Origin of the sequence: Pseudomonas paraeruginosa PA7 (assembly GCF_000017205.1) — a bacterium.
Classification (GTDB): Bacteria; Pseudomonadota; Gammaproteobacteria; order Pseudomonadales; family Pseudomonadaceae; genus Pseudomonas; species Pseudomonas paraeruginosa.
Genome location: NC_009656.1, coordinates 4,148,957 through 4,161,113, shown reverse-complemented (window position 1 = coordinate 4,161,113; position 12,157 = coordinate 4,148,957). Strand labels below are relative to the sequence as shown.

The following is a 12,157-nucleotide window of genomic DNA, read 5'->3' as shown; positions in this document are numbered from 1 at the left end:
CAGGAAAAGCCAACCTGCAAAGGAAATCGAGACGTGCATTTTTCCCTCCGCAGTCGCCACCTGCGCCCCTCATTGCTCGCCAGCAGCCTGCTCCTCGCGGTGTCGGCCCAGGCCCAGGAAAAGCTCGACATGGACCTGCCCGCCGCACCGCTCGGCCAGGCCATCAATGCCCTCGCGCAGCAGTCCTCGGTACAGATCCTCTTCGCCGGCGACCTCGGCACCGGCCGCCAGGCGCCCGCGCTGAAGGGTCGTTACACCCCCGAGGAGGCGCTGCGCCAGTTGCTCCGGGACAGCGGCCTGCAGGCACAGACCAGGGACGAACATACCTTCATCGTCGTACCGGCCGGCGAAGCCCGCAAAGCCGCCGCGCCCGTTCCGCAAGCCCAGAGCGAACCGCTGGACATGGAGCAGATGGAAATCACCGCCTCGCGCACCAGCAGCGACCTGGTTTCCGCCACCCGCCAGTCCACCGTCATCGAGCATGCCCAGCTGGAAGAGCTGCGCCAGGGCTCCGACAGCCTGGCCACCGTGCTGGCCAAGGCGGTGCCGGGGATGTCCGACTCCAGCCGCACCATCACCGAATACGGCCAGACCCTGCGCGGGCGCAGCATGCTGGTGATGGTCGACGGCGTGCCGCTGAACACCAACCGCGACTCCTCGCGCAACCTGGCCAACATCGACCCGGCGCTGATCGAGCGGATCGAGGTCATCCGTGGCAGCAGCGCCATCTACGGCAGTGGCGCCACCGGCGGGATCATCTCCATCACCACGCGTCCGGCCGGCGGCGAGAACCGCGCGGAAACCCGCCTCAGCGCCACCTCGCCGCTGACCCGCCTGGGCAGCGATGGCCTCGGCGGCCAGTTCCAGCAGTACTTCGCCGGCTCCCTGGGGGCGCTGGACTATTCGTTCGACTTCGGTACCCGCCACGTCGGCGCTTCCTACGATGCCCATGGCGACCGTATCGCCCCGGAACCCAGCCAGGGCGACCTGTTCGACTCGAACGTCTACAACATCGGCGGCAAGCTCGGCCTGCGCATCGACGAGAACCAGCGCGTGCAGCTCGCCCTCAGCCACTACGACGCCCGCCAGGACACCGACTACGCCACCGACCCGAGGGTCGCCAGACTGCCGCCGGGCTCGGTCCCGGCCAACGCGATCAAGGGCCTGGAGCTGGACGAGCAGAACCGCATCCGCAACACCCTGGCGAACCTCGAGTACGAGAACCTCGACATCCTCGGCAGCCGGCTCTCCGCGCAGCTCTACTACCGCGACTATTTCACTCGCTTCACTCCGTTCGACGCCCGCGCCGTCTCCACCCGTGGCGGCAACGTCGACCAGATCATGCAGAACAGCGAAGTGTTCGGCAGCCGCCTGACCCTGCGCACGCCGCTGGGCGAGAGCGGCAATACCGAACTGGTCTGGGGCGGCGACTACAACCAGGAACGCAGCGACATGCCGCTCGACGTGTTCGACCCGGCGGCCTACGACGCCAGCGGCGGGCTGGTCTTCGACAAGATCGGCAAGCTCACCTACATGCCGCCGCTACGGACTCGCAGCGCCGGCGCGTTCGCCCAGTTGCAGCATCGCTTCGACGAACACTGGTCGATCGACGGTGGCCTGCGCTACGAATATTCCACCGCCGAATTCGACGACTTCATCCCGCTCTCCGAGTCCAAGGCCGCCTCGCCGGTGGCCGTCAAGGGCGGCGACCTCGACTACGATGCGGTGCTGTCGAACCTCGGCATCGTCTATTCGCCGGTGGCCGGCCAGGAGATCTACGCCTCCTTCAGCCAGGGCTTCCAATTGCCCGACGTCGGCATCCAACTGCGCAACGCCCGCCGTGGCTTCGATATCGGCTCGTCGAACCTCGAACCGGTGAAGACCAACAACTACGAACTCGGCTGGCGCGGTGCCATCGGCGGCAATACCCTGGGCAGCCTGGCGCTGTTCTACACCACCTCCAAGCTGGGCGACGTGCAGAGTTTCAACAACGGCCTGATCCTCACCCGCACCAAGGAACGCATCTACGGCGTCGAGGCCAGCGCCGACTGGCTCAGCGACGACGAAGTCTGGGGCGCGGGCGGCAGCGCCACCTGGATGCGCGGGCGCGAGAAGCCGGACGGCAAGGACTGGCAGAACATGACCGGCTACCGTGTGCCGCCGCTGAAGCTGACCGCCTACCTGCAATACAAGCCGGATGCCGACTGGAACAACCGTCTGCAGGCCACCTTCTTCGACTCCAAGGACTACCGTCTCGACGGCGTGGAAAGCTTCGGCCGCCGCCAGGTCAGCACCTACACCACGGTCGACCTGGTCAGCCAGTACCGCATCACCCCCGACGACCAGTTGAGCCTGGGCATCCAGAACCTGTTCAACCGCGACTACTACCCGCTCTACAGCCAACTGCTGCGCAACAACAACAACACCAGCCACCTGCCGGCGCCGGGCACGGTGCTGACGGCGAGCTATACGCACAACTGGTGAGGGGAGGGCGGAGCCACCGGGCCTGGGCGGCCCGGTGGGCAGGGAGGATGCTTCCAGAGAGAAGGCGCCCTCGTTGTCATCCGCGTGGGCAGGCATTTCTGCCCAATGCCGGACGCCGCTCCATGCCGGCCAGGTAATGGGGAGGGGCAGGTTACGCCGTCCCGCTCAGAACACGACCTGCCCCGACATGCCCGGCTGTACCTCACCGCCGATCCAGATATCGCCGCCGATCTGCTCGACGCTTATCCGCCCCCGGCGACCCAAGGCCGTGCCCTGGCTCGCCGTGTAGCGCCCGGGCATGACCCCCGTGCCGATCAGCCATTGCGCCAGGCTCGCGTTGAGGCTGCCGGTAACGGGGTCTTCATTGAGTTCCTCGCCCATGAAGGCGCGCACTTCCACATCAGCCTCCGCCTGGGGACCTTGCCAGGGCGCGACCACCCCCACGTTGAGCCCGTCGAGCTTTGCGTAGTCCGGGCGAATGGCCAGGATCTCGTCACGCGTGGCCAGCCGAACGGCGACCCAGCCGGGTCCGTTGTCCACCCATTGGCTGCCGAGTACCTGCCCCGGGGACAGGCCTAGCCCGCTCTCGATCCGTCGCAAAACTTCGTCTTCGACCGCTCCGCCACGGAGCAGGGGAGGCGCCGCGAACGACAGCAAGGCGCCCTTGCGGCGGATGCGGATCAGGCCCGCCAGGCATTCCTGGACGATCTCGTCAGCAGCATTGCCGCCCCCCTGGTTCAGCCAGACCTGGCAGCTTCCCAGCGTCGGATGCCCGGCAAAGGGCAGCTCCCGCAGCGGGGTGAAGATCCTCACGCGATAGTCGGCTTCGGCAACGGTCGGCCGCAGCAGGAAGGTCGTCTCGCTCAACTGGGTCCAGGCCGCGAACTCGAGCATCTGCTGGCTGCTCAAGTGGTCGGCACCGATCACCACGGCAACGGCGTTGCCTTTGAAGGGCTGTTCGGAGAAGACATCGACTTGCTCGAAGGGTAACGAAACCGGCATGTAGCCTCCTGGCGTTGTGGCGGGGGGAGGATAGGGCAGGTGGCTGCCGTGCGAAACCGGGTTTCGCGATTGTTGGGTATCAGCCGCTCACGCGCCTGCGGTTCGACGATGGCTATCTTGGGCAACTTCCTCCCGGCCGGCAGTCAGCTATCGGGGGAGGGCCCCGTCGACCGAACCGGCCGACGGGACGTACGCGCGCTCGGGAGTTACTTCTTGCGGATACTCAGGATCCGCGACGAGCCTCCTTCACTGCGGAACTCGAACTCCACCCTATCCCCGACCCGCAGACCCTCGAGTTGCTCGTCGGAGGTCTTGAACCCCATGGTCATTGGCGGCCATTGCAACGCGACGACGGGACCATGGGCGAGAGTGACCGTGTGGCGCTCCGGGTCGATCGCCTCGATGGTGCCCTCGGCACGGGCGGTCTGGTAGCTTTTCGCGCCGTCCATCCGCCTGTCGGGCATGCTTTCGGAGAACGCGGGGAAGGACAGGGCGAACAGCAGGGCGCCAAGGGCGATGAAGGAAGCGTTCATGCAATTTCTCCTGGGTGGGGTTGGGCTATCTCGCCGGGCTGACGACGACGCATCAGCCAGTAGGCGGCGGGGATGACGAATAGCGAAAGCAGCGGGGCGGTGAGCATGCCGCCGACCATGGGGGCGGCGATGCGGCTCATCACCTCGCTACCGGTGCCGCCGCTCCAGAGGATCGGCAACAGGCCGGCGACGATCACGGCGACGGTCATGGCCTTGGGGCGTACGCGCTGGACCGCGCCCTCGCGTATGGCCGCCAGCAATTCGCCAGGACCGCCGCCGTCCGGGCGTACGGACCAGGCGTTCTTCAGGTAGACCAGCATGATTACGCCGAACTCCGCCGCGACCCCGGCCAGGGCGATGAAACCGACTCCGGTCGCCACCGACAGGTTGAAGCCCATCAGGTACAGCAGCCACACCCCGCCGGTGAGGGCCAAGGGCAAAGTGGCCATGATCAGCAGGGCCTCGTCGAAACGACCGAAAGTGAGGTAGAGCAGGACGAAGATGATCGCCAGGGTCGCCGGCACCACCAGTCCGAGGCGGGCGTTGGCGCGCTCCAGGTATTCGAACTGCCCGGAGTAGCTCAGGCTCATGCCCGGTGCCAGCCGCACCTCGCGATCCACTGCCTGGCGCAGTTCCGCCACCACCGAAGCCAGGTCGCGACCGCGCACGTCCACGTAGACCCAGCCGGAAAGCCGGGCGTTCTCGCTCTTGAGCATCGGCGGACCTTCGCTGATGCGCACCCGGGCCACGCTGCCCAGGGTGATCTGCCCACCCTGGGCGGTGTAGATCGGCAATTGTCGCAGAGCCTCGACCGAGTCGCGCCACTCGCGTGGATAACGCACATTGATGGGGTAGCGGGCGAGCCCTTCCACTGTTTCGCCAACGTTCTCGCCGCCGATGGCACTGCTGACGATGGTCTGCACATCGGCGATGTTCATGCCATAGCGGGCGGCTGCCTGGCGGTCGATGTCGACATCGATGTAGCGGCCGCCGACGAGGCGTTCGGCCAGGGCCGAACTCACCCCCGCGATGCCCCTGGCTACCCGCTCCACGGCCTGGGTGGCCTGGTCGATCTCGGCCAGGTCGGTACCGGCGACCTTGATCCCGATGGGGCTCTTGACGCCGGTGGCGAGCATGTCGATGCGATTGCGTATCGGCGGAATCCATATATTGGTCAGGCCCGGTACCTTCACCACGCGGTCCAGTTCCTCCACCAGCTTTTCACTGGTCATGCCAGGTCGCCATTGCTCCTCTGGCTTGAAGCGAATGGTCGTCTCGAACATCTCCAATGGCGCCGGGTCGGTGGCCGACTCGGCGCGGCCGGCCTTGCCGAACACCGAAGCCACTTCCGGCACGCTCCTGATCAGGCGGTCGGTGCTCTGCAGCAGCTCCGAAGCCTTTTGCGCCGAGAGCCCCGGCAGGGCCGAGGGCATGTACAGCAGGTCGCCCTCGTCCAGCGGCGGCAGGAATTCCCCGCCCAGGTGGGCGAGGGGCCACAGTCCGGAGAGGAAGACCAGCGCCGCTGTCGCCAGGGTCGTGCGTGGGCGACGCAGCACGGCATCCAGCGCCGGCTGGTAGAGCCGGATCAGCCAGCGATTGAGCGGGTTGCGCTGCTCCGAGGGCAAGCGTCCGCGGATCCAGTACCCCATCAGTACCGGCACCAGGGTCACGGAGAGCGCGGCGGCGCCGGCCATCGCATAGGTCTTGGTGAATGCCAGCGGGCCGAACAGGCGTCCCTCCTGCGCCTGCAGGGTAAATACCGGAATGAACGACAGGGTGATGATCAGCAGGCTGAAGAACAGTGCCGGGCCGACCTCCGTCGCGGCCTCGGTCATCACTTTCCAGCGCTGTTCGCCAACCAGTGGCATGCCAGGGTGCTTCTCCTGCCAGGCCTCGACTCGCTTGTGCGCGTTCTCGATCATCACCACCGCAGCATCGACCATCGCGCCGATGGCGATGGCGATGCCGCCCAGGGACATGATGTTGGCGTTGATCCCCTGGTGGCGCATCACGATCAGCGCGATGAGCACCCCCACCGGCAGCGAGACGATGGCCACCAGCGAGGAGCGCAGGTGCCAGAGGAACGCGGCACAGACCAGCGCGACGACGATGAACTCCTCGATCAGCTTGTGGCTGAGGTTGCTCACCGCACGATCGATCAGTTGGCTGCGGTCGTAGGTGGTGACGATCTCCACTCCCTCGGGCAGGCTCTTCTTCAGCGTCTCCAGCTTCGCTTTCACATGGGCAATGGCTTGGCGAGCGTTCTTGCCACTGCGCAGCACTATCACCCCGCCCACCGCCTCGCCTTCACCGTCCAGCTCACCGATGCCCCGGCGTACCTCCGGGCCGAGCTGGATGCTGGCGACGTCGCCGAGAGTCACCGGGCTGCCGTTGGCCGCCAGGCGCAAGGGAATCGCGCGGAAGTCCGCCAACGTCTCCAGGTAACCCGAGGCACGCACCATGAACTCCGCCTCGCCGAGTTCGAGTACGCCGCCACCGGCTTCCCGGTTGGCCTTGCCGATAGCCTCGATCACCTGGCCCTGGGTGATACCCAGGCTGGCGAGGCGCACCGGGTCGAGCACTACCTGGTACTGTTTGACCATGCCGCCGACGGTGGCGACTTCGGCCACGTCCGGCACGGTCTTCAGCTCGTACTTGAGGAACCAGTCCTGCAGCGCGCGGAGCTGTGCCAGATCATGCCGGCCGCTGCGATCCAGCAAGGCGTACTGGTAGATCCAGCCGACCCCGGTGGCGTCCGGCCCCAGGGCGGCCTTCGCCGTCGACGGCAGACGCGATTGCACCTGGTTCAGGTACTCCAGCACTCGGGAGCGAGCCCAGTAGAGGTCGGTTCCGTCCTCGAACAGCACGTAGACGAAGCTGTCGCCGAACGAGGAAAAGCCGCGGACGGTCTTCGCACCCGGCACCGACAGCATGGTGGTGGCCAGCGGATAGGTGACCTGGTTCTCGACGATCTGCGGCGCCTGCCCTGGGTAGCTGGTACGGATGATCACCTGCACGTCGGAGATATCCGGCAGCGCATCGACCGGCGTGCTGCGCAGCGACCACACCCCCCAGGCAACGATGAACAGCGTGGCCAGCAGTATCAGGAAACGGTTGGCCACCGACCAGCGGATGAGCTTGGCGATCATGGCTGCGGCTCCTGCTTGCCGATCTGTTCGATGACCAGTCCGGCATCGCCCTGGCTGACGCCGAAGCGAACGCGGTCGCCGGGCTTCAGGCCTGCCGCCAGACCGGGGCGAGCGAGAGGGAAGGTCATGGTCATGCCGGACATGCCCAGGGTGTGGAACGGGCCGTGGTCGATGGTCAAGCCTTGCGCGGAGATCTCCACGATGCGGCCGTCCGCCTCGTGAACGGGCGGCATCCGCATCGGCGCGACGGGTTCGTCGGCCGTGCGGGCCTCGATGCCCTTGAGGCTGGCATCCGAATCGATCAGGAACTGCCCGGAAGCGACCACCCGCTGGCCTTCCTGCAAGCCCTGCAGAACGGCCACATGGCTGCCGTTCTCCTGGCCGAGTCGAACCTCGACCGGACGAAACCGCCCCTTGCCTTCCGCCAGCATCACCAGGTTGCGCTTCCCGGTACGGATGACCGCTTCGCTGGGAATCTGTAGCACGGCGTCCTGACCGGCAAGATCGAGGCTGACCTCTGTCGTCATGCCCGGGCGCAACTGGCCATCGGCATTGGGCAGTTCGATGCGCAGTCGCAGGGTGCGACTCTGCCGGTCGTTCTCCGGCAGGATACTGGCCAGGGTCCCGGCCACCGGGCGCTCAGGAAAAGCCATCAGGCGCGCCGTGACCGCCTGGCCGACACGCAGGCCGGCGGCCTGCGCCTCCGGCACGGCGGCTTCCAGCCAGACGTGCCCCAGGCCGTTGATCCTGGCCAGGGACGCGCCCGCCGCCAGGGTCATGCCCGGGCGTACATCGAGCTCCCGGATCACTCCACCGATCGGCACTCTCAGGGTGGCCAAGGGCTGGACCTCGCCGCTGCGCTCGATCTGTCGCACGAGTTCAGCGGGCATGCCCGCCAGCAGCAGTCGTTGGCGGGCGGCTGCCAGCAGTGCCGGCTCGCCCATACGGCGCAAGGCGACGAATTCCTCCTGCGCTGCCGTCCACTCGGGTACCAGCACGTCCGCTATCGGGGCTCCGGCGGTCACCACATCGCCCGGCGCGCGGGCGTAGGTGCGCTCGACGAAACCGCCGGCACGGGCTTGCAGCACGGCCACGTCGCGATCGTTGAAAGCCAGGACGCCGCTGATCCGCAGTGCGCGATCGAGTTTGTCGCGGGTGACGACGGCCAGGCGTACGCCGAGATTCTGCTGAATGCCCGGCTCGATACGTACTGCGGGCTCGCTGTCGGCGGCACTGGCATCGTCGGCGTATCTGGGCACCAACTGCATGTCCATGAAGGGCGATTTGCCCGGTGCATCGAAGTGCTGCTGCGGGACCATCGGGTCGTACCAGTACAGCGGCTTGCGTTCGGTACCCGGCGGCGGTGCCGCTGCCGGCGCCTGGGTGGGTCGCGCCAGCCAATAGCCGGCGCTGGCGCCTACGACCAGGACGAGACCTGACAGGATCGAAGCTTTCCAGGGGAAACGGCTCATGCGCGGCCCTCCTCGTAAGTGAAGTGGAGGCGCGCCGCGACCTGTGCCAGGGCGCCTTGCAGGTCAATCTGCCTGAGCCTTGCCGCCACCAGTTGCTGGCGGGCGCCGATCACCTCGTCGAGCTGGAGCTTGCCGGCGCGGTAGCCCGCGGTGGCCAGGCGTACCTTTTCCTCGGCCAGCGGCACCAGGGTGCCCTGGCTGCGCTCCAAGGCACGTTGCAGGCGGCGATGTTCGGCCAGGTCGTCCGCCAGTTGCTGCTCGTGCTCGCGCGCCAGGGCCTCGCGCTCGGCTGCCAGCTGGCGCACCTGGGCACGTCGCGCGGCGATCTTCGGATCCTGGCGAGTGCCGCTGAACAGGGGCAGGTCGAAGCTCAGCTGCAGCGTCATCATGTCGCCGAAGTCGCGGCCGCGACGCTGGTAGTCCACTTCCCAGCTCCAGTCCGGCTTCTTCTCCGCCACGGCCTCGCGCACCAGCGCTTCCGCCTCGCGGGTCATCGGTCCGTAGGCGGCGAGTTCCGGGTGCCTGTGCAGCGCCTGCAGCGAACGCGCAGCATCGATGGACCAGTGCGGGAAGCCGCCGCTCAGGGTCCGGGGCACGTCCTGTCCGATCCAGCGCCTGAGCGCTGCACGGGCCTGGGCAGCCTGGCGCAGCAGGTCGTCCTTCTGCTCATCCAGCAGGGCGGCCTCCTGGCGCGGGGCTACCCCGTCCACCGCGCTTGCGCCGCCGCCGGCCAGGCGCGCGCGGACGGCCGCCTCGAGCAGACGGTTCTCGTGGTAGAAGTCGTCGAACATTGCCAGCTTGCGTTGCAGTGTGTAGGCCCCGATCCAGGCCTGGGCCAAGGCATTACGGACCTTCAGGCGCTCCACGCCCGCCTCGGCATCGGCGCGCTCGATGGCGGCCTGCGCTGTCTCGATACGGGCTTTGCGCTTGTCGCCATTGGTCATCTCCTGCGTCAGGCCGACCACCTGCATGGACATGTTGTCGCGCCGGGTGGACCAACGCTCGTCGCCCTCGATGGGAACGTTCTGCACACCCAGGCTCAGCCTGGGGTCGGGAAGTTCTCCGGCAGGGATGGCGGCGCTTTTCGCGGCAGATAGCTTCTCGCTTTGTGCGAGCAGGGATGGTGCGTTGCGTTCAGCCAGCAACAAGGCTTCGTCCAGCGACAGGGCGGCACCCTGCGCGGACAGGCTGGGCAGCAGCGCGAGCAGCAGCCAGCCCGATAGGAGTCGGACATGGGTCACGTCGAGAATTCCTCTGGAAAACCAGCGCATGGGCGCGGGCCGCCCGGCAGCCGCCAAGGCCGCGGGCGGGGGTCAGGTCGAGAGAGGAATCAGGCGCAGGGTGGTCGCCAGGGGTCGGCTGGAGCCTGGCCGAGCACGACGTCGGAATGCCGCGTAGCGCGGTGGGAAATGGCGGTGGGGGTGGCGGGCTTCAGGACATTGACCTGCAAAAGACTGCCGCTCTTGCATTCCTGTCCGCTTTTACAGTCCTTCTTGCCGTGCTGGGGCGTCTTGCTCATGTCCTTGCAGCAATCCTGATCCATGCCCGCCATCCGCTCCATCCCCATGCTCTGCATCGGGCAAGGTTCGGTCGGCGCCTCGATGCCCGCCATCCCGGTGAGGGGAAGCGCGACGGTCAGCAGCAAGACTACGAGCAAGCGAAGGCGACGAATCATGCCGGGCAGTGTATTCACAGCGTTTCGCTGCGGCAACAGAATCCCTTCGGGGCGGCTTCGAGGCCCGCTGCTGGCAGGGCAGGCACCGGGAGTTTCCTTGTGCTCGATGCCCCCGCCAGCGGGTTCCGAGCGGCTGGCGGAGGGGCCGGCCGTCCTACACCCGGCGCCGGAACAATACGCTGGCATTCACCCCACCGCAGCCGAAGCCATTGGATAGCGCATGTTCCATCGGCCACCGCCGGGCTTGGCCGCGAACCAGGTCGAGGCCCTCGGCGTCTGCGTCGGGCGTTTCCAGGTTGAGCGTGGCGGGGGCATTCAGGTACTGCACCGCGACCGCTTCCACGCCGGCCTGACGCAGCGCCTGCTGCATGGCCCGGCGGGCGCCGCTGCCATCTTCCGGCCCGGCGGTCATGTGGTAGGCGTCGGCGCTGGTGCCGCAGCCCACCAGTTCCTCGATGACCAGGAGGCCGGCGCCTTCGCCCATGACGAAGCCGTCGCGGGCCTGGTCGAGGAAGCGATTCGCGGTTCTGTTCCTTGTGGCGGGCCATCGTTCGCGGTCGTGGTTGGGAGAAACGCGATCGTCGAGGCTTGCGCATGGCGCTGGCAGGTCCGTCTCGCGAGCCGTTCGGCAACACCGCGAGCCTCCGCCCTGCTAGAGTGTGCAGCCTCGTTCGCGGAGGTCTGCATGCGTATTCTCGCCGATGAAAACATTCCCCTGGTCGACGCCTTCTTCGCCGACCAGGGCTCCATTCGCCGCCTGCCCGGGCGCGCCATCGACCGCGCGGCGCTGGCCGAGGTCGACGTGCTGCTGGTGCGTTCGGTCACCGAGGTCAGCCGCGCGGCGCTGGCCGGCTCGCCGGTACGCTTCGTTGGCACCTGCACCATCGGCACCGACCACCTCGACCTCGACTACTTCGCCGAGGCCGGCATCGCCTGGTCCAGCGCGCCCGGCTGCAACGCCCGCGGGGTGGTGGACTACGTGCTCGGTTGCCTGCTGGCGATGGCCGAGGTGCGCGGCGCCGACCTGGCCGAACGCACCTATGGCGTGGTCGGCGCCGGGCAGGTCGGCGGGCGGCTGGTGGAGGTGCTGCGCGGGCTGGGCTGGAAGGTGCTGGTCTGCGATCCGCCGCGCCAGGCGCGCGAGCCGGACGGCGAATTCGTCTCGCTGGAACGGCTGCTGGCCGAGGCCGACGTGATCAGCCTGCACACCCCGCTGAACCGCGACGGCGAACACCCGACCCGCCACCTGCTGGATGAACCCCGCCTGGCCGCCCTGCGTCCCGGCACCTGGCTGGTCAACGCCAGCCGTGGCGCGGTGGTCGACAACCAGGCCCTGCGCCGCCTGCTCGAAGGCGGCGCCGACCTGGAAGTGGCGCTGGACGTCTGGGAAGGCGAACCGCAGGCCGACCCCGAACTGGCCGCGCGCTGCCTGATCGCCACTCCGCACATCGCCGGCTACAGCCTGGAAGGCAAGCTGCGCGGCACCGCGCAGATCTACCAGGCCTACTGCGCCTGGCGCGGCATCGCCGAACGCGTGAGCCTGCAAGACGTGCTGCCGGAAACCTGGCTCGCCGGCCTGCAACTCAACCCCGGCTGCGACCCGGCCTGGGCCCTGGCCACGCTGTGCCGCGCGGTGTACGACCCGCGCAGTGACGACGCCGCCTTCCGCCGCAGCCTGACCGGCGACAGCGCCACCCGCCGCGCCGCCTTCGACGCCCTGCGCAAACACTACCCGCCGCGCCGCGAGATCACCGGCCTGCGCGTCGCCACCGGTGGACAGGCGGAGTTGCAGCGGGTGGTGCGGGCGCTGGGGGCGCAGTTGGTCTAGGCGCGTGCGGCTGG

The 12,157-nt window shown here is 67.8% G+C and carries 8 protein-coding genes and 1 pseudogene; 2 read left to right on the top strand and 7 right to left on the bottom strand.

The features are described from left to right. The first annotated feature begins 33 nt into the window (after window positions 1-33). Window positions 34-2,484, top strand: coding sequence for a TonB-dependent receptor (locus PSPA7_RS19105; RefSeq protein WP_012076525.1), 2,451 nt, complete (start codon window positions 34-36; stop codon window positions 2,482-2,484). Window positions 2,485-2,649: 165 nt separating this feature from the next. Here PSPA7_RS19105 and PSPA7_RS19100 read toward each other — a convergent pair whose 3' ends face one another. The 7 genes and pseudogenes from PSPA7_RS19100 to PSPA7_RS19070 form a co-directional block, all read right to left on the bottom strand. Further along, window positions 2,650-3,486, bottom strand: a complete 837-nt coding sequence (locus PSPA7_RS19100) for a PhzF family protein (RefSeq protein WP_012076523.1) — start codon at window positions 3,484-3,486, stop codon at window positions 2,650-2,652. Between the two features lie 206 nt (window positions 3,487-3,692). Then, window positions 3,693-4,019, bottom strand: a complete 327-nt coding sequence (locus PSPA7_RS19095; RefSeq protein ID WP_003149605.1) for a copper-binding protein — start codon at window positions 4,017-4,019, stop codon at window positions 3,693-3,695. Further along, a complete protein-coding gene (locus tag PSPA7_RS19090) occupies window positions 4,016-7,168 on the bottom strand; it encodes an efflux RND transporter permease subunit (protein WP_012076522.1) in 3,153 nt (1,050 codons plus the stop codon). The genes PSPA7_RS19095 and PSPA7_RS19090 overlap by 4 nt, the downstream gene beginning before the upstream one ends. Next, window positions 7,165-8,640: an efflux RND transporter periplasmic adaptor subunit gene (locus tag PSPA7_RS19085; protein ID WP_012076521.1), complete on the bottom strand. Its 1,476-nt coding sequence runs from the start codon at window positions 8,638-8,640 to the stop codon at window positions 7,165-7,167. Before PSPA7_RS19085 ends, PSPA7_RS19090 begins: the two co-directional genes overlap by 4 nt. Beyond that, window positions 8,637-9,911, bottom strand: coding sequence for a TolC family protein (locus PSPA7_RS19080; RefSeq protein ID WP_171941874.1), 1,275 nt, complete (start codon window positions 9,909-9,911; stop codon window positions 8,637-8,639). Before PSPA7_RS19080 ends, PSPA7_RS19085 begins: the two co-directional genes overlap by 4 nt. A gap of 59 nt (window positions 9,912-9,970) precedes the next feature. Continuing rightward, on the bottom strand, window positions 9,971-10,315 hold the full coding sequence (locus PSPA7_RS19075) for a hypothetical protein (protein WP_041025375.1): 345 nt from the start codon (window positions 10,313-10,315) through the stop codon (window positions 9,971-9,973). A 154-nt stretch (window positions 10,316-10,469) separates the two neighbouring features. Further along, window positions 10,470-10,850, bottom strand: a pseudogene (locus PSPA7_RS19070) (beta-ketoacyl-ACP synthase II); the annotation flags it as partial. A 150-nt stretch (window positions 10,851-11,000) separates the two neighbouring features. Between PSPA7_RS19070 and pdxB the strand changes: the two are divergent. After that, a complete protein-coding gene (gene pdxB / locus PSPA7_RS19065) occupies window positions 11,001-12,143 on the top strand; it encodes a 4-phosphoerythronate dehydrogenase PdxB (protein ID WP_012076517.1) in 1,143 nt (380 codons plus the stop codon). Window positions 12,144-12,157 lie beyond the last annotated feature (14 nt).

What these genes read in the sequence shown, in the direction of transcription:
- PSPA7_RS19100 (WP_012076523.1), bottom strand. Translation starts at nt 3,486, where the DNA reads ATGCCGGTTTCGTTACCCTTCGAGCAAGTCGATGTCTTCTCCGAACAG.
- PSPA7_RS19095 (WP_003149605.1), bottom strand. Translation starts at nt 4,019, where the DNA reads ATGAACGCTTCCTTCATCGCCCTTGGCGCCCTGCTGTTCGCCCTGTCC.
- PSPA7_RS19090 (WP_012076522.1), bottom strand. Translation starts at nt 7,168, where the DNA reads ATGATCGCCAAGCTCATCCGCTGGTCGGTGGCCAACCGTTTCCTGATA.
- PSPA7_RS19085 (WP_012076521.1), bottom strand. Translation starts at nt 8,640, where the DNA reads ATGAGCCGTTTCCCCTGGAAAGCTTCGATCCTGTCAGGTCTCGTCCTG.
- PSPA7_RS19080 (WP_171941874.1), bottom strand. Translation starts at nt 9,911, where the DNA reads ATGCGCTGGTTTTCCAGAGGAATTCTCGACGTGACCCATGTCCGACTC.
- PSPA7_RS19075 (WP_041025375.1), bottom strand. Translation starts at nt 10,315, where the DNA reads ATGATTCGTCGCCTTCGCTTGCTCGTAGTCTTGCTGCTGACCGTCGCG.
- pdxB (WP_012076517.1), top strand. Translation starts at nt 11,001, where the DNA reads ATGCGTATTCTCGCCGATGAAAACATTCCCCTGGTCGACGCCTTCTTC.